This window comes from Gordonia rhizosphera NBRC 16068 (assembly GCF_000298195.1).
GTDB lineage: Bacteria > Actinomycetota > Actinomycetes > Mycobacteriales > Mycobacteriaceae > Gordonia > Gordonia rhizosphera.
In genome coordinates this window covers 43,492-58,866 of the sequence record NZ_BAHC01000245.1, presented here as the reverse complement: position 1 = coordinate 58,866, position 15,375 = coordinate 43,492, and the positions used below count along the sequence as shown (strand labels likewise).

Below are 15,375 nucleotides of genomic sequence, written 5' to 3'. Positions count from 1 at the left end.
ATGATGGGAGGGTGAACCCGGCGACCGGCGCGACGGCCCCGACGCGGACGCGTGGACTACCGGCATTTGCGGCGCGTGAGGTCCTCGTCATCGCGGCGGCGATGGCGGTCGTGCTGGTGGCGCTGTCGGGGCGGTACGGCTATCACCGCGACGAGCTCTATTTCCTGCAGGCGGGTCGTCGGCCGGCGTGGGGCTATGTGGATCAGCCACCGCTGACACCGATGTTGGCGCGGCTGTCGACCGCGGTCTTCGGTGACACGACGGTGGGCCTGCGGGTGGTGCCGATGCTGCTGACCGTGGTGACCGTCATCGTCGCGGCGCTGATCACCCGTGAACTGGGCGGTGGGCGCGGCCCGCAGATCCTGACGGCGGCCGCGGTGGCGACGTCGTCGATGGTCTTGTCGGTCGGGCACATGCTCGCCACCCCGACGACCGACACCCTCATTTGGCTGGTCATCTGCCTACTGACGTTGCGACTGCTGCGCACCAAAGACCCGCGGTGGTATCTCGCGATCGGTCTCGTCGTCGGGGTCGGCGTGCTCAACAAGGTGCTGGTGTTGCTGCTCGCCGCGGGGTTGGTGGGGTCGATCCTGGCGGTCGGTCCGCGTCGGGTTCTGGCGTCATGGTGGCTGCTTGCCGGTGTGGGCGTCGCGCTGCTCGTCGCCAGTCCGACGATTCTGTGGCAGGCGGCACACGACTGGCCGCAGTTCACCGTCGCGCGCGGCATCTCCGAGGACGATGGCGTCGAGAACCGCATCATGTTCGTCCCGGGCCAGTTGATCTACCTCGCGCCACCGTATGCCGTGCTGTGGCTCGCCGGGATGTGGCGGTTGTGGCGCGACCACGAGTTCCGCTGGGCGCGGGCCCTTCCGGTGACGTATGTGCTGCTGGCGGTACTGATGCTGATCGTCGGCGGTAAGCCCTACTACCTCATCGGCCTACTGATCGCGCTGCTGGCCGCGGGTTCCGAACCCGTCCTGGGGTGGTTCGGGCGACGCGGGTTGACCTGGGTTGTCGTGGCGGCGGTGGCGGTCTCGGCGGTCATCAGCGCGGCCGCGACCCTGCCCGTCTGGCCCCGCACGGCGGTGAACCCGGTGAACGCCATCAACCGGGAGCAGGGCGAGCAGATCGGCTGGCCGGAACTCACCCGATCGGTCGCTGAGGTGTTCGACGGCTTGCCGGATCGGTCTCACGCGGCGATCTTCACCTCCAACTACGGGGAGGCCGGCGCCATCGATCGCTTCGGGCCCGACCTCGGCCTGCCGCGCGCCTACTCCGGCCACATGAGCTACGCGGATTGGGGCTCCCCCGACGACGCGATGACCGGACCGGTCGTGATCGTCCGCTTCCCCGACAACACGGAGATCGTCGAGGACTTCACCGACTGCCATACCGTCGCGCACGTCGACAACGGCGACAACGTGGACAACACCGAACAGGGCGCCGCGGTCGATGTGTGCACCGGCCCGCACGCCCCCTGGTCACAACTCTGGCCCCAGCTGCGCCACTTCTACTGACCCTCCACCGACACGGTTCCCGCTCACGCAATCTGCTCCCGCTCATCGAATCGGACCTGATTGGGTGAGCGTGAGCGCAGACGGTGAGCGGGAAGGATATGGGTGAGCGGGAACCCGCACCGGAACCGCGGCGGCGCTCAATTTCTCAGGAACACTCAGGTTTCGTGCAGGACGTTCCCAGATTCCGGGCCTAACGTAAGGACTGTGACCGGATCCAGCGCTGCGTCGCCCTCTCTCTCCCTCTCACGCGCAGCGCTGGTGACGGCCGCATTTCTCTCCGCCGCGGCCGCCGTGTTCTGGGTGTTCGTATGGACGACCGACGGTCAGCGCATCGACCAGTGGCTGTTCGACCGGCTCGGCCTCTTGCCGCAGGCGATCGATCTGCCGCGGCTCGTGCAGGTGTCGACGGAAACCGATCCCCGTCTGTGGATCGCACTTGCCGTCGTCGTGGTGGTCACCGTCCAGATCGGCCGGGTGCGGATGGGCGCCACGATGACGCGTGCCCTGGTCACGACGGGTCTGCTGCTGATCTTCCCGGTGCTCGCCATCGTCGGCGCCCGACTGCTGCGCGACGACGTGCTCATCCGCCCACAGATCCACGACTGGATCACCCAAACCGTGAACTCCGCGCCGAGCGGGCACGCCGCCGCCGCGACCGCCGCGGTCGTCGTCCTCATCCGCGCCACTCCGCCACTGCTGCGCCCGTGGATCGCCGCGGTCGCCGGCACGTGGGCGGCGCTGGTCGAGTTCGGGCTCATCGCGGTGGGCTGGCATCGCCCGAGCGACGTGATCATCTCGACGTTGCTCGTCGTCGGTGCGGGCCTGCTGCTGCCCGATCCGTGGCCCGCGACCCGGTCGGCCGGCCCGTTCGCGCTGCCCTTGGTGGCGGTCGCGGTCACGGTCGCGGTGCCGGTGATCGTCGGGCTGCACTACCCGGCCGCCGGCCCCGTCGGCGTGGCTGCCGTGATCGCCGGCGTGATGGGTTTGTCCGTCGCGATCAGCTGTGTCGGACGGCGACGTGTGTCAGCGGCGGGGCCACACCACCCGCTCGAGCGGTCGTCCCTGCACCAGCCGGGTGATGTTGTCGGCGATGTCGTGGACGCGTCCGACGAACGTCTCGCGGGTGACCCCCGACGTGTGTGGCGTCATCAGAACGTTCGGCAACTCGTGGAAGGGCAGGTCTGACGGTTCGGCACGGTCGCCGCCCTGCGGATAGCGGTACCAGACGTCGATCGCGGCTCCCCCGATGACGCCGTCGCGCAGCGCAAGGTAGAGATCCTGTTCGACGACGAGCGGACCGCGCCCGACGTTGACGAGGATGCCGTCGGCGCCGAGCCCGGCGAGTTCGGGTGCACCGATCATCCCGGCCGTGCGGTCGGTGAGCGGCGCCGACAGCACCACCACGTCGGATTCCTTCATCAGTCGCCCGAGGTCGGAGACGTCGGCGTGCCAGTCCAGGCCGGTGTCGTCGCCGACGCGCCCGGAGCCGGTGACCGCGCATCCGCGTGCCCCCAGCGCGCCGAACAGATCCGCGGTCCGTCGTCCGATGTGCCCGAACCCCACGTAGCCGACCATCGCGCCGCGCACACTGCGTGGCTGCGAGATGCGGTCGGAATAGACCGACGACGCCCACACGCCCGTCCGCAACGCGGCATCCTGGCGGATCAGGCCGCGCCGCAACATGACCGCCGACGAGACGATGTACTCGGCGATCGAGTCCTCGTGGTGAAAGGTGTTGGCCACTTGTGTCGCGGGCGCAAGGTCGGCGAAGCTCACCTTGTCGGTCCCGGCACCTCCGGTGTGCACCAAACGCAACTGCCGTCCGGCGCGCGCCATGCGCGGGGTCATCCGCCCGCCGACGTGCACGTCGGCATCGGCGAGATCGGCGACCAGCGCGTCCTCGTCGAATCGTCGATGCCAGGACAACTCGACGTCCGCGGGCAACAGCGATTCCAGGAGTTCGGCGTGCGGCAGCAGGTTCGGTTCCTCGATGACAACCTTCAACTTCTCTGCCCACCCTCAACTGCGCACCAGCGCGGGACGCTTGCTGTCGAAGGACCAGTTCGGGATGAGGAACTGCATGCAGACGGCGTCGTCACGGGCGCCGAGACCCTCCGAGAGGTACAGCTCGTGCGCGGCCTCCACCTGATCCATGTCGAGTTCCACCCCGAGGCCGGGACGATCCGGCACGGTGAGGTGGCCGTCGACGATCTCGTAGGGCTCGGTGGTGAGCCTCTGACCGTCCTGCCAGATCCAGTGGGTGTCGATGGCGGTGATGTCGCCCGGAGCGGCGGCGGCGACATGGGTGAACATCGCCAGCGACACGTCGAAATGGTTGTTGGAGTGCGATCCCCATGTCAGACCCCACGCGTCGCAGATCTGCGCGACGCGAACCGAGCCGGCCATCGTCCAGAAATGCGGGTCGGCGAGCGGGATGTCGACGGCGCCGGTCCGGATGGTGTGGCCGAGTTCGCGCCAGTCGGTGGCGATCATATTCGTGGCGGTCGGCAATCCGGTGGCCCGTTTGAACTCGGACATGATCTCACGTCCGGAGAACCGGCCCTCGGGTCCGCACGGGTCCTCGGCGTAGGCGACGACCCCACGCAGCCGCCGTCCGATCCGGATGGCCTCCTCGAGCAGCCAGCCGCCGTTGGGGTCGAGCGTGACCCGCGCCGACGGGAAACGTTCGGCCAGCGCGGTGACGACATCGGCTTCCTCGTCGGGGGCGAGCACCCCGCCCTTCAGCTTGAAATCGGCGAAACCGTAGCGCTTCTGGGCGGCCTCTGCCAGGGCCACCACACCGTCGGCGTCGAGGGCCTCCCGATGGCGCAGCCGCAGCCAGTCATCGGTCTCGCCGGCACCGTCGGCGTAATCGAGGGTCGTCTTGGTGCGGTCGCCGACGAAAAAGAGGTAGCCCAGCGCCTGCACACGATCGCGTTGTTGCCCCTCCCCGAGCAGCGCGGCGACCGGGACCTGCAGGTGCTGCCCCAGGAGATCGAGCAGCGCGGACTCCACTGCGGTGACGGCATGGATGGTGACGCGCTGATCGAAGGTCTGGTCGCCGCGGCCGCCCTTGTCACGGTCGGCGAAGGTTCGGCGGATGTCCTGCAGGACTCCGTGATGATCGCCGATGCGTCGGCCCAGAACCAGCGGGCGGCTGTCGTCGAGGGTGATGCGGATCGGCTCACCACCGGGCACCTCGCCGACCCCTTGGTTGCCCTCGGAGTCGGTGAGGATGAGGAGGTTTCGGGTGAAGTAGGGTGCGTGCGCGCCGGACAGGTTGAGCAGCATGCTGTCTCGGCCGGCGACGGGCACCACCCGCATCTCGGTGATCACCGGGGTCGTGGTCGTCATGGGAGTACCTTTCTCGAAAGTATATGGGTCACAAGAACTGTTGACCGATGAGCAGCACCGCGCCGAGGGTGGACACGGCGATCGACACCGTGCGAAGCCGGTCGCGGTCGAGGAACCGGTTGACGTGGCGCGATACCACGTAGCCGAGAATGACCGCAGGCACAAGCGCCACGAACACCACGGCGGTCCCGGCGTGCACCTTCCCGGTCGCGGCGAGCGCGACGATCGACATCAGGCTGCCGACCAGGAAGAAGGCACTCAGGTTGCCGCGCACCTTCGCCGACTCCGCGCCGGAGAACACCACCGCCATCGGCGGTCCCCCGATCGAGGTCGCGGTGCCCAGCAGCCCCGAGGCGGCGCCCGCGGTCGCGAGATTGCGCCGCACCGGAGCCGGCTGCCACCCGAGGGAGGCGAACAGCACGCCACCGAGCACCACCGTCGCCAGCAGTAGCGCCAGACCACGTTGGGGCAGCCACACGAGCAGCAGCGCACCGGCGATGGTGCCGGGCACCCGGCCGACGAGCGCCCATCCGGTGCCGCGCAGGTCGAGGCTCTCCCGTTCGCGGATGACCACCATCAGCGTGACGACGGTCGCGGACATGATGAGGGTGCCGGGCAGCAGTTCCGGTTCGAGCAGCGCGACGACGGGGGCCGCGAGCATGCCCATGCCGAAGCCGATCGACGCCTGCATGCACGAGGCAAGGCAGACGGCGACGGCAATGGCGGCGAAGGTCACCGTGCTCACGCCACGGCGGGCATGCCGAGCGACACCCGTCCGCGGGGATGGAAGCATTCGACGATGTGACCGGGCTCGGCCTGGTCGCTGACCGTCGGCGGGACGGTCGTGGCGCAGATGTCGGTGGCGTGCGCACAGCGGGTACGGAACCGGCAGCCCGACGGCGGGTTCAGCGGTGAGGGCACCTCCCCGCTCAGCAGAATGCGTTCGCGGCGCGTCGCGGGGTCCAGGGTGGGTGCCGCAGACATCAGCGCCTCGGTGTACGGATGGGCGGGATGGTCGAAAACGGCCTCGGTGCTGCCGGTTTCGACGATCCGTCCGAGATACATCACGGCCACCCGGTCGGCGACGTGGCGCACCACCGACAGGTCGTGGGAGATGAAGATGTAGGAGATGTCCAGTTCGGCCTGCAGGTCGTTGAGCAGGTTGAGCACCTGTGCCTGCACCGACAGGTCCAGCGCCGAGACCGGTTCGTCGCAGATGATGACCTCCGGGTTGAGCGCCAGCGCGCGGGCGATACCGAGCCGCTGCCGCTGGCCGCCGGAGAACTCCTGCGGGCTGCGGTGCTCGTCGCTGGGCCGCAGCCCGACGAGGTGCAGCAGTTCGCGGACCCGGGCGGCGCGGTCCCGTTTGCGTGGATAGATGTCCTTGTGGGTGCGCCACGGTTCGGAGATGATCTCGGCCGCGGTCATCCGGTTGTTCAGCGACGCGTACGGATCCTGGAAGACCATCTGCACCTTGCGCCGCAGCGCCAGCAGGTCGTTGCCCTTCAGCTGGTACGGGTCGGTGCCGTCCCAGCGGACGGAGCCGGAATCGGGTCGTTCCAGCATCATCAGGGTGCGGGCGAGAGTGGACTTGCCGCAGCCGGATTCGCCGACGAGGCCGAGGGTCTCACCGCGGCGCAGGTCGAGGTTGATGCCGTCGAGGGCGCGTAGTTGCCTGCGGCCGCCCTTGCCGGGGACGGTGAACGTCTTGCCGACGTCGCGGACCTCGAGGACCTGGGCCGGCGTCGTCGCCTGAGCTGGGGTTGTATCAGACATTGCTGGTCTCCTCGGAGAAGTGGCAGGCGGCGGCGCGGCCGGTGCCGACGCTGAGCAGGGCGGGCCGTTGCTGCACGCACAGGTCGCGGGCCAGCGGGCAGCGCGCCTGATACACGCAGCCCGACGGGATCGAGTGCAGATCCGGTGGGGTGCCGCCGATGGACTTGAGGTCCGCGCCGCGTTCGGCGCTGACCGGCACCGAATCGAGCAGCCCCTTGGTATAGGGGTGGCGCGGGTTCGCGAACACCTCGGCGACCGGCCCGGTCTCGACGACGTTGCCGGCGTACATGATCGCGACCCGGTCGGCCTGCTCGGCCACCAGCGCCAGGTCGTGCGTGATGAGGATGACGGCCATGTCGTGTTCTTCGCGCAGACGGGCCAGCAGCGCCATGATCTGTGCCTGCACGGTGACGTCGAGCGCGGTGGTCGGTTCGTCGGCGAGGAGCACCGACGGGCTCAGCGCCACCGCCATCGCGATCAGCAGACGTTGCCGCATACCTCCGGAAAACTGGTGCGGGTAGGAGTCCACCCGGGTTTCCGGTTCGGGGATGCCGACGTGGCGCATCAGTTCGATGGCCTCCTGGCGGGCCTGCTTCTTCGACATCTTGCGGTGGATGCGGAAGGGTTCGGCGAGCTGGGTGCCGACGGTGTACACGGGATTGAGCGCGGTCAGCGCGTCCTGGAAGACGATGGCGAGTTCCGTGCCGGCCATGGCCCGTCGGGTGGAGTCACCGGCCGAGACGAGGTCGACGTCGTCGAGGGTGACCGAGCCGTCGGTGATCGACGCGATCGGTTCGAGGAGCCCGACGAGCGCCTGTGCGGTCATCGACTTGCCGCAGCCGGATTCGCCGAGCAGCGCGAGGGTTTCGCCGCGGCGGGCCACGAACGAGACATGGTCGACGGCTCGCACGGTGCCGGTCGGGGTGCGCAGGTCGACGGTCAGGTCGGCGACGTCGAGCGCGACCCGGTCGTCGGTGTCGGCGGCGGAGCGGTCGAGGGCTGGTGCGCTCATCGGACGGCCTTTCGGGAGGAGAAGAAGCGCTTACGGGCGTTCGGGGTGGTCAGCCGCCAACGCTGTCCGGGGTCGGTGGCGATCCGGGCCCAGGCGGCCAGGATGGTCGCCGACACGGTGGTGATCACGATGGCGAGGCCGGGGAAGAACGACAGCCACCACGCGGTCTGCAGGTAGCCGCGACCCTGGGCCACCATCAGACCCCAGCTGATCTCCGGAGGCTGAATCCCGATGCCCAGGAACGACAGTGACGACTCGGCGAGCATGACGTAGCAGAAGTCGAGGGTCGCGACGGTGAGCAGCGTCGGCAGCAGGATCGGCAGCACATGACGGCGGATGATGGAACCGCTGCTCGCACCGAAGGTGCGGGCCGCGTCCACGAACACCCGGCTCTGTAGTTCCGACGACTCGGCGCGGGCGGTGCGCAGGTAGACGGGGATGCGGGTGATCGCCAGCACGGCAACGATGTTGGCGGCGCTCGGCGAGAACACGTACAGGATCACGACCGCGAGCAGCAGCGACGGGAAGCTCATGATGACGTCGGCGACACGCATCGCCGTCGTCTCCCGCCAGCCGCGGTGATAGCCCGCCCACATGCCGACCGCGGCGCCGACGACGCAGGAGATCACCACCGCCGGGATCGACACCATCAGCGTGGTCTGGCAGGCGACGATCAGTCGGGCGAGCATGCTGCGGCCGAGTGGATCGGTGCCGAGGATGTTCATGAAGCCGGTGTCGAGATGGAAGGGCGGCAGGTTGGATTCGTCGAGGTTCTGCTCGGTGGCGGCGTCCCCGACGATCCACGGACCGAAGATCGCGATGAACAGCACGACGCCGAGGATCACCGCGGCGACGGTCGCGAACTTGTCGCGCAGCAACAGCTTCCACAGCGGCAGCTTGCCGGAGGGGACCTTCTTGGCGGCGACCGAATCGCCCATGGGGTCGGTCGAGGCGACGGGGCTGGTCGTGTCGAGGGGTTCGGTGACGATGGACATGGTGTTGTCTCCTGTATCCGGCCGTTAGACCGTGGCCTTGTCCCGGACTCGCGGATCGAGCAGGGCGAGCCCGGCGTCGATCACGATGTTGAGGATGAAGATGCTGACGGCGGTGAGCAGCACCGCTGCCTGCAGGACGGCGAAGTCGCGTTGCAGGATCGAGTCGATCATCAGTTTGCCGATGCCGGGCCAGCCGAAGATGGCCTCGACGACGACCGCACCGTTGATCAGGCCGACGGCGATGTCACCGGCGACGGTGAGTGCGGGGGCGGCGGCGTTGCGCAGCGCGTGGTGGGTGACGACTCGCAGGTCGCCGGCTCCCTTGCTGCGCGCCACCTTCACGTAGGGCGCCGAGAGCGCCGACACCATCGCGCCGCGGACGACCTGAGTGAGCACGCCGAGGGGGCGGATCATCAGGGTCGCGATCGGCAGCACCCAGGCGAGCACACCGCCGGTGCCCGACGTCGGCAACCAGCCCAGCATGACGGCGAAGACCAGGATGCCGGTGATGGCGAACCAGAAATCGGGAACGCTGGCTGCGGTCATCGACAGCAGGCTGGAGAAGCGGTCGGCCAGCGAGTTGGGGCGGTAGGCGGCCCAGCAGCCGATGACCACCGCCGCCACGATCGATATCAGCAGGGTGACGAACGCCAGCTGCAGGGTGGCCGGGAAGGCCTTGAGCGCCATGCCGGCCGCCTCCTGGCCGGTCTTGAGCGACTCGCCGAAGTCGAGGTGGATCACCCCGGACAGGTAGTCGATCATCTGCTGCCAGACGGGCTTGTCCAGGCCGTGTGCCGCGGCGAACTCGGCGCGCTGGTCGGGGGTCGCCGAGACCGGCAGGTAGAGGTTGGTGGGGTCACCGGTGAGGCGAGCCATGAAGAACACGCCGAACAGGACGACGATCAGCGGGATCAGGCTGGTGTACATCCGGCGTCGGAGGAAGGTGAACATCGGTCATCGCCTCGTTTTCAGTCGTTACGCGAGGTCGCGTGGGTCATCTCGGACAGGCGCATCTCGTCGCCGGTGGCCGAATTGGGCTGGTAGGAAACCTTGTTCGATTTCGCGAGCACCGCCTCCATGTGTGCGATGTAGGCGTACTGCCGGATCTTGACCGGCTCGTCGGCGAGCACCGTGGCCAGCGCGGCCTGCCGGGCATCGCCGGTCATGGCCTCGGCGGCCTGGATCTCCCGGTCGTAGGCCGCAGTGCCGTAGGTGCTCTGGTAACCGTCGGACAGCATGTACTGGTCGAGGGTGAACTGGGAGTCACCGGCCTGGTTGCCGTGCTGCACCATCAGCAGCACCGGACCGGAGCCGGCCACGAACGGCCGAACCTGATACTGCATCTGACCGGAGGTGTCCATCATCTCGATCTTGACGTTCAGGCCGATCTTGCTCAGCGAGTACTGGATGGCCTCGATCGTCTCGTTGATCTTGGGGAACTGTCCGGTCCGGCCGATGAGCCGGATCGTCGTGTCCACCGGGACACCGTCGGCGCGGGCTTCGTCGACCAGCTTGCGGGCCTTGTCCAGGTCGTAGGGAGTCGGGGTGAGCTGGTCGTTGTAGCCGACGATGCCCTTGCCGACGAGTTCGGCGGCGGGGCGGCCGAGGCCCTGGAAGAGTGCCTTGACGATGCCGGCGCGGTTGATGGAGTAGTCGATGGCCTCGCGGACGCGAATGTCGTCGAGCGGGGCGTCCGTGGCCTGCATCCGCAGCGCGGTGGTCTCGTTGTTGACGTAGGCGATGCCGAGATCACCGGCTCCGTCCTCGGGTCCGAGCGAGGTGGCGATGTCGGCCTCGTCGTTCGCGACCATCGCCGCGCGGACGCTGCCTTCGGTGCGCCACTGGTAGATCGCGCGGGTGTATGCCGGGGCGGTGCCGTGATAGTTCGGGTTCGCCTTCAGCGCGATCCGCTGACCGGAATCCCAGAAGTCGACCATGTAGGGTCCGGTGCCGATCGGCTCACGGACCTTGTTGTCCGGATCGGTGGTGCGCGGAACCATCTCGATGAAGGAGACCCGCAACGGGAGGATGGGGTCGGGCTGCTCGGTGCGCATCTGCACGGTGTGGTCGTCGAGCGCCTGCACGTCGATCGTGCTGTCATCGAAGACGTAGCCGTTGACGTCGCATCCGATCGCGCCGTTGAAGGTGCGCTGGATGGAGAACGCGGCGTCGTGGGCGTCGAAGGTGGCGCCGTTGCTGAACTTCACCCCGGAAGCGGTGGTGAACTGCCAGACGTTCGGTTCGACCTGACGCCAGGAGCTGGCGAGTTTGGGCTGCAGGGCGCCGGTGTTCGGGTCGCGTTCGATGAGCGGTTCGGTGATGTTGGACCGCACGACGACGCCGGTGGCGGTGAGCGACGCGTCGCACGGCTCCAGGGTCGGCGGCTCCTGCGGGAGGACGATGCGCAGTGTGTTGGGGCTCGCGCTCTCACTCTGGGTGGTGTTGGCGACGCTGCAGCCGCTGACGGCCAGGATCGCTGCCGCCGAAGCGGCAAGCGCGCCGGCGACGCGGCGTCGCGGGGATCGCTGAAACGCGATCTGCATGGGGACCTCCGATGACGAAAGACTGCGAGTGACTCGCGGGGCTGTGGACCGCGGTTTGTGACGGTAAACACACGCTAAGAGCGCCCGATTCGGAACGTCAACAGCACAAACCTGCAGGAAACGGCCGTTTTCGTGGTTTTCGGCGCCCTCCGGGACACCGCCGCGGGATCGTCGTCGGCGCCGGAAACCGTGCCTGACCTGTCGGTTCCCGCCGAGAGCCACGAGCCGTCCGAACGGACCATCCGACGTCAATACAGTTTGGGTATCGATCCATGTTATTTGCGTGTTGGACAGGTATTCCCAGGTCGCCTTACGGTGGGTTCATCCCACCAGGACACCCGTCTGTCCCGACCGGTCGAGGAGGACCGATGAGCAGCAGCCTCACCAAGACCTCAGAAACACCTGATGACCTTGCCGCACAAGAAGTTTCGTCATTCACCGGAAAGGTGCTGCGGGTCGGCCCGCTGAAGCCCTCCCTGGAGCAGGCGCTCTCGGACGGCTACGACGCGCCCCAGCTCCCCGACGGCGACGACCGCGCGGCCTTTCTCGCCGACAAGGCCGCCGGAGTCACGGCCGTGGTCACCTCCGGCCGGACCGGGGTGGACGCCGAACTGATGGCGCAGCTGCCCAACCTCGGCGCGATCGTCCATTTCGGGGTCGGCTACGACACCACCGACGTCGACCGGGCCGCCGAGCTGGGGATCGGGGTGAGCAACACCCCCGACGTGCTCACCGACTGCGTGGCCGACACGGCCGTCGGACTCGTCCTCGACACCATGCGCGGCTTCGCCGCGGCGGATCGCTTCGTACGTGCGGGACGCTGGCCGGTCGAGGGCAACTTCCCGCTGATGCGTCAGGTGTCCGGAGCCAAGGTCGGCATTCTCGGTCTGGGGCGTATCGGCTCGGCCATCGCCCGTCGACTGACCGGGTTCGGATGCGAGATCGCTTATCACAACCGTCGGGTCGTCGCGGATTCGGAGTATCGGTACGCATCGTCGCCGGCCGAACTCGCGGCGTCGGTGGATGTGCTCATCGTCGCCGCCGCCGGCGGGGCAGCCACCCGCCACCTGGTCGACCGCGACACGCTCGAAGCCCTGGGCCCCAACGGGTTTCTCATCAACGTGGCACGCGGCAGCGTCGTCGACGAGGACGCTCTGGTCGACTTGCTGACGGCCGGACGCCTCGCCGGTGCCGGCCTGGACGTGTTCGCGCACGAACCGAATGTCCCCGGGCCACTACTGGCCTTGGACAACGTCGTACTGCTCCCTCATCTCGCGAGCGGCACGGAGGAGACGCGCGCCGCGATGCAGGACCTGACCCTGCAGAACCTGTCCACCTACCTGCGCACCGGGGACCTCGTCACCCCGGTCGTCGCCCCCGATCCCAACCTGCGCAAGGAGTCGTGATGACCGTCGTGATGAGCTATGTGGCCACCATCGAGGGCCGCGGCGCCCTGCCGTTCGGGTTCCGCGAGGCGCGGATGCGGGACACCGATCTCGTCATCGTCGCCGACGGCGAGAGCGCGTCGGACCCGGAGTTCCTGGTCGATCTCGAGACCGCGCGGAAGACCGCGGACGCGTGCGACGTCAAATACCGTGTCGCGGAGACCGATTCGGCGCTGTCGCATGCCGATCAGCTCATCGACGCGTCCTATGACGACTCGATCGAACTCCTGGTCGTCGGCATGAAGCGGCGCTCACCGGTCGGCAAGCTGCTCACCGGCAGCTTCGTGCAACGCGTCCTGCTCGACGCCCAGTGCCCCGTCGCCGCCGTCAAACCGCCGGTGCGGGCCGCCGTCTGACACGCCCGGTTTCGCTGGCAGCTAGATCCATTCCCGCTCGGGCAGCACGTCTTTCATCAGGCGCGCCAGGGCGGGATTCGGGTTGTCGGCGCGCCAGGCGACGTTCATCTGCACGGGCCGGTCGCGGATGGCGGTGACCTCCTTGAAGACGACACCGTCGGGGTGCATGGTCATCGCCGACTCCGGCACCAGCGCCATGCCGAGCCCGGAATGCACCAGCACGAGCATGGTGTGCACTTGCGTGACGTATTGGACGTAGCGCGGTGACGCACCGACCGCGGTGAAGGTGCTGATGAGCAGCTCGTTGAAATAGCGGGCATCGACCGGCGAGTACATGATGACCGGCTGGCCGTCGAAGTCCTCGATCGCCAGATGTTCCACCGTCGCCAGTTCGTGGTCGGCCGGCAACGCGGCGACCAGCCGTTCGTGATGCAGCGCCCGGGTCCGGATCCCCGGACGCGATACCGGGGGACGCACGATCCCGAGATCGAGGTCGCCGGCGGCGAGGGCCTCGATCTGCGCCGCGGTGACCATCTCCCGCAGCACGAGCCGCACATCCGGAAGCTTCTCGCGGGCGTGCTGCATGAGCCGCGGCAGCACCGCGCGGGCCGATGCCCCGGTGAACCCGACGTTCACCGTGCCCAGGTCACCGGCCGGGACACGACGCACGGTGAGTTCGGCGCTCTCCGCCAGCGCGACGATGCGCCGGGCGTCGGGCAGGAACGCGACGCCCGCGGCGGTCAGTGAGACCGCCCGGCTGCTGCGTTCGATCAGCGTGACGCCGAGTTCGTGTTCGAGTTGCTGGATCTGCCTGCTCAGCGGCGGCTGGGTCATGTGTAGACGTTCGGCGGCCCTGCCGAAGTGCAGTTCCTCGGCGACCGCGATGAAGCAGGAGAGGCGCGACAGGGAGAACATCGATCCACTTTCGGCATCGTGACCGCACGATCTGCGTCGGTCGGTAAATCACGCTAGCGCACCGCTGAGCCGTCCACCTACCGTTCACCACCACCGATTACCGTGGCGTGATTCGATCGGCTCGCCAGGGCACGACGAGGGCACGACGAGGAGGAACGGTGGCGACATCCGGCGGTTCGGCGGCGGAGCTGAGTCGACGACTTGGGGTCGGTGACGCGGTGACGATCGGGCTCGGCTCGATGATCGGAGCCGGTGTGTTCGCCGTGCTGGCGCCCGCGGCGCAGGCCGCCGGCAGCGCGCTGCTGATCGGCCTGGCGGTCGCCGCGGTGGTCGCCTACTGCAACGCCACGTCGTCGGCGCGGCTGGCGAGTCTCTACCCGGTGTCCGGCGGCACCTACGTGTACGGCCGCGAACGCCTTGGTGAGGTGTGGGGCTACCTCGCCGGCTGGTGTTTCGTCGTCGGCAAGACCGCGTCGTGCGCGGCGATGGCCCTGACCGTCGGGGTGTACGTGTGGCCCGACTACGCGCACGCCGTCGCGGTCGCCGCGGTCGTCGCCGTGACGGCCGTCAACTACCGCGGGATACAGAAGTCCGCACTGGTGACCCGGGTGATCGTCGCGGTGGTGCTGGCCGTCCTCGCGGCCGTCGTGGTGGTCGCGTTGTCGTCGTCGGCGGCCGGCGCGGAACATCTGTCAATCGGCGGCGACGTGTCCGTGCACGGGGTGTTGCAGGCCGCCGGACTGCTGTTCTTCGCGTTCGCCGGGTACGCGCGCATCGCGACACTCGGCGAGGAGGTCCGCGACCCGGCCCGCACCATCGGGCGGGCGATCCCGGTGGCGCTGGGCATCGCCCTCGTCGTGTACGTGGCGGTCGCGGTCGCCGCGTTGGCGGTGGTCGGCCCGACCACGCTGGCCACCGCCGCCGCGCCGCTGGCGGAAACCGTCCGGGTTGCGGGTGTACCCGGCCTGGCACCGGTGGTCCAGGTCGGCGCCGCGGTGGCGGCGCTGGGATCACTCCTGGCGTTGGTCCTCGGCGTCTCCCGAACCACGCTGGCGATGGCCCGCGACGGACACCTCCCGAGGTGGCTGGCCGCGGTGCACCCGCGCCACAAGGTGCCGTACCACGCGGAACTCGCGGTCGGGGTGGTCGTCGCGATCCTCGCCGCGACGGTCGACGTGCGCTCCGCGATCGGCTTCTCGTCGTTCGGCGTGCTGTTCTACTACGCCATCGCCAACGCGTCCGCGGCCACGCTGACACCCGAGGAGCGTCGGCCGCCGCGGTGGCTGCCCGTCGTCGGCGTCGTCGGGTGTGTGGTGCTGGCCGTTTCCCTGCCGTTGGTGTCGGTGATCAGCGGCACCGCGGTGATCGCGGCGGGTGTCGTGGCGTACTTCCTGCGTCGCCGATACACGCAGAACTCCCGGTAACCCGAAGCATCGGGTGTTCTGGGAGTTCTACGTGTCCC

The 15,375-nt window shown here is 68.5% G+C and carries 13 protein-coding genes and 1 pseudogene; 5 read left to right on the top strand and 9 right to left on the bottom strand.

Annotation, left to right across the window (positions count from 1 at the left end):
• Positions 1-11 precede the first annotated feature (11 nt).
• Together GORHZ_RS28385 and GORHZ_RS31905 are read left to right on the top strand one after the other, a co-directional pair.
• Positions 12-1,517, top strand: a complete 1,506-nt coding sequence (locus GORHZ_RS28385) for an ArnT family glycosyltransferase (RefSeq protein WP_006339378.1) — start codon at positions 12-14, stop codon at positions 1,515-1,517.
• 480 nt (positions 1,518-1,997) lie between these two features.
• Positions 1,998-2,324 (top strand): annotated as a pseudogene (locus GORHZ_RS31905) (phosphatase PAP2 family protein); the annotation flags it as partial.
• 216 nt (positions 2,325-2,540) lie between these two features.
• Here the strand turns inward: GORHZ_RS31905 and GORHZ_RS28375 are convergent.
• Genes GORHZ_RS28375 through GORHZ_RS28340 form a run of 8 tightly spaced genes read right to left on the bottom strand, consistent with a single transcriptional unit; the run spans position 2,541 to position 11,197 of the window.
• Positions 2,541-3,521, bottom strand: coding sequence for a 2-hydroxyacid dehydrogenase (locus GORHZ_RS28375; protein WP_006339375.1), 981 nt, complete (start codon positions 3,519-3,521; stop codon positions 2,541-2,543).
• 15 nt (positions 3,522-3,536) lie between these two features.
• The gene (locus tag GORHZ_RS28370; RefSeq protein WP_006339374.1) at positions 3,537-4,871 is read right to left on the bottom strand and encodes an enolase C-terminal domain-like protein; all 1,335 of its coding nucleotides are present in this window, start codon (positions 4,869-4,871) and stop codon (positions 3,537-3,539) included.
• Positions 4,872-4,899: 28 nt separating this feature from the next.
• Positions 4,900-5,616: a sulfite exporter TauE/SafE family protein gene (locus GORHZ_RS28365; RefSeq protein WP_040533938.1), complete on the bottom strand. Its 717-nt coding sequence runs from the start codon at positions 5,614-5,616 to the stop codon at positions 4,900-4,902.
• Positions 5,613-6,647, bottom strand: coding sequence for an ABC transporter ATP-binding protein (locus GORHZ_RS28360; protein WP_006339372.1), 1,035 nt, complete (start codon positions 6,645-6,647; stop codon positions 5,613-5,615). The genes GORHZ_RS28365 and GORHZ_RS28360 overlap by 4 nt, the downstream gene beginning before the upstream one ends.
• Positions 6,640-7,659 carry an ABC transporter ATP-binding protein gene (locus GORHZ_RS28355; protein WP_006339371.1) on the bottom strand — a complete coding sequence of 340 codons (1,020 nt, stop codon included), beginning with the start codon at positions 7,657-7,659 and terminating at the stop codon, positions 6,640-6,642. Before GORHZ_RS28355 ends, GORHZ_RS28360 begins: the two co-directional genes overlap by 8 nt.
• On the bottom strand, positions 7,656-8,654 hold the full coding sequence (locus GORHZ_RS28350; RefSeq protein ID WP_006339370.1) for an ABC transporter permease: 999 nt from the start codon (positions 8,652-8,654) through the stop codon (positions 7,656-7,658). Before GORHZ_RS28350 ends, GORHZ_RS28355 begins: the two co-directional genes overlap by 4 nt.
• 24 nt (positions 8,655-8,678) lie before the next feature.
• Positions 8,679-9,605 carry an ABC transporter permease gene (locus GORHZ_RS28345; RefSeq protein WP_006339369.1) on the bottom strand — a complete coding sequence of 309 codons (927 nt, stop codon included), beginning with the start codon at positions 9,603-9,605 and terminating at the stop codon, positions 8,679-8,681.
• A gap of 17 nt (positions 9,606-9,622) precedes the next feature.
• The gene (locus GORHZ_RS28340) at positions 9,623-11,197 is read right to left on the bottom strand and encodes an ABC transporter substrate-binding protein (RefSeq protein WP_006339368.1); all 1,575 of its coding nucleotides are present in this window, start codon (positions 11,195-11,197) and stop codon (positions 9,623-9,625) included.
• A gap of 368 nt (positions 11,198-11,565) precedes the next feature.
• Between GORHZ_RS28340 and GORHZ_RS28335 the strand changes: the two genes are divergently transcribed.
• Both GORHZ_RS28335 and GORHZ_RS28330 read left to right on the top strand, forming a co-directional pair.
• Positions 11,566-12,603: a 2-hydroxyacid dehydrogenase gene (locus tag GORHZ_RS28335; protein ID WP_006339367.1), complete on the top strand. Its 1,038-nt coding sequence runs from the start codon at positions 11,566-11,568 to the stop codon at positions 12,601-12,603.
• Positions 12,603-12,998 (top strand): universal stress protein, encoded by a 396-nt coding sequence (locus GORHZ_RS28330; protein WP_006339366.1) that lies wholly within the window; start codon positions 12,603-12,605, stop codon positions 12,996-12,998. The genes GORHZ_RS28335 and GORHZ_RS28330 overlap by 1 nt, the downstream gene beginning before the upstream one ends.
• A 21-nt stretch (positions 12,999-13,019) precedes the next feature.
• Here the strand turns inward: GORHZ_RS28330 and GORHZ_RS28325 are convergent, their stop codons facing one another.
• Positions 13,020-13,913 carry a LysR family transcriptional regulator gene (locus GORHZ_RS28325; protein WP_006339365.1) on the bottom strand — a complete coding sequence of 298 codons (894 nt, stop codon included), beginning with the start codon at positions 13,911-13,913 and terminating at the stop codon, positions 13,020-13,022.
• A gap of 239 nt (positions 13,914-14,152) precedes the next feature.
• Between GORHZ_RS28325 and GORHZ_RS28320 the strand changes: the two genes are divergently transcribed.
• Positions 14,153-15,337: an APC family permease gene (locus tag GORHZ_RS28320; RefSeq protein ID WP_217998365.1), complete on the top strand. Its 1,185-nt coding sequence runs from the start codon at positions 14,153-14,155 to the stop codon at positions 15,335-15,337.
• Positions 15,338-15,375 lie beyond the last annotated feature (38 nt).

Excerpts from the sequence above, each read along its gene's own strand:
- GORHZ_RS28330 (WP_006339366.1), top strand. The coding sequence starts at position 12,603 with ATGACCGTCGTGATGAGCTATGTGGCCACCATCGAGGGCCGCGGCGCC.
- GORHZ_RS28360 (WP_006339372.1), bottom strand. The coding sequence starts at position 6,647 with ATGTCTGATACAACCCCAGCTCAGGCGACGACGCCGGCCCAGGTCCTC.
- GORHZ_RS28370 (WP_006339374.1), bottom strand. The coding sequence starts at position 4,871 with ATGACGACCACGACCCCGGTGATCACCGAGATGCGGGTGGTGCCCGTC.
- GORHZ_RS28340 (WP_006339368.1), bottom strand. The coding sequence starts at position 11,197 with ATGCAGATCGCGTTTCAGCGATCCCCGCGACGCCGCGTCGCCGGCGCG.
- GORHZ_RS28345 (WP_006339369.1), bottom strand. The coding sequence starts at position 9,605 with ATGTTCACCTTCCTCCGACGCCGGATGTACACCAGCCTGATCCCGCTG.
- GORHZ_RS28320 (WP_217998365.1), top strand. The coding sequence starts at position 14,153 with ATGATCGGAGCCGGTGTGTTCGCCGTGCTGGCGCCCGCGGCGCAGGCC.
- GORHZ_RS28335 (WP_006339367.1), top strand. The coding sequence starts at position 11,566 with ATGAGCAGCAGCCTCACCAAGACCTCAGAAACACCTGATGACCTTGCC.
- GORHZ_RS28355 (WP_006339371.1), bottom strand. The coding sequence starts at position 7,659 with ATGAGCGCACCAGCCCTCGACCGCTCCGCCGCCGACACCGACGACCGG.
- GORHZ_RS28350 (WP_006339370.1), bottom strand. The coding sequence starts at position 8,654 with ATGTCCATCGTCACCGAACCCCTCGACACGACCAGCCCCGTCGCCTCG.
- GORHZ_RS28325 (WP_006339365.1), bottom strand. The coding sequence starts at position 13,913 with ATGTTCTCCCTGTCGCGCCTCTCCTGCTTCATCGCGGTCGCCGAGGAA.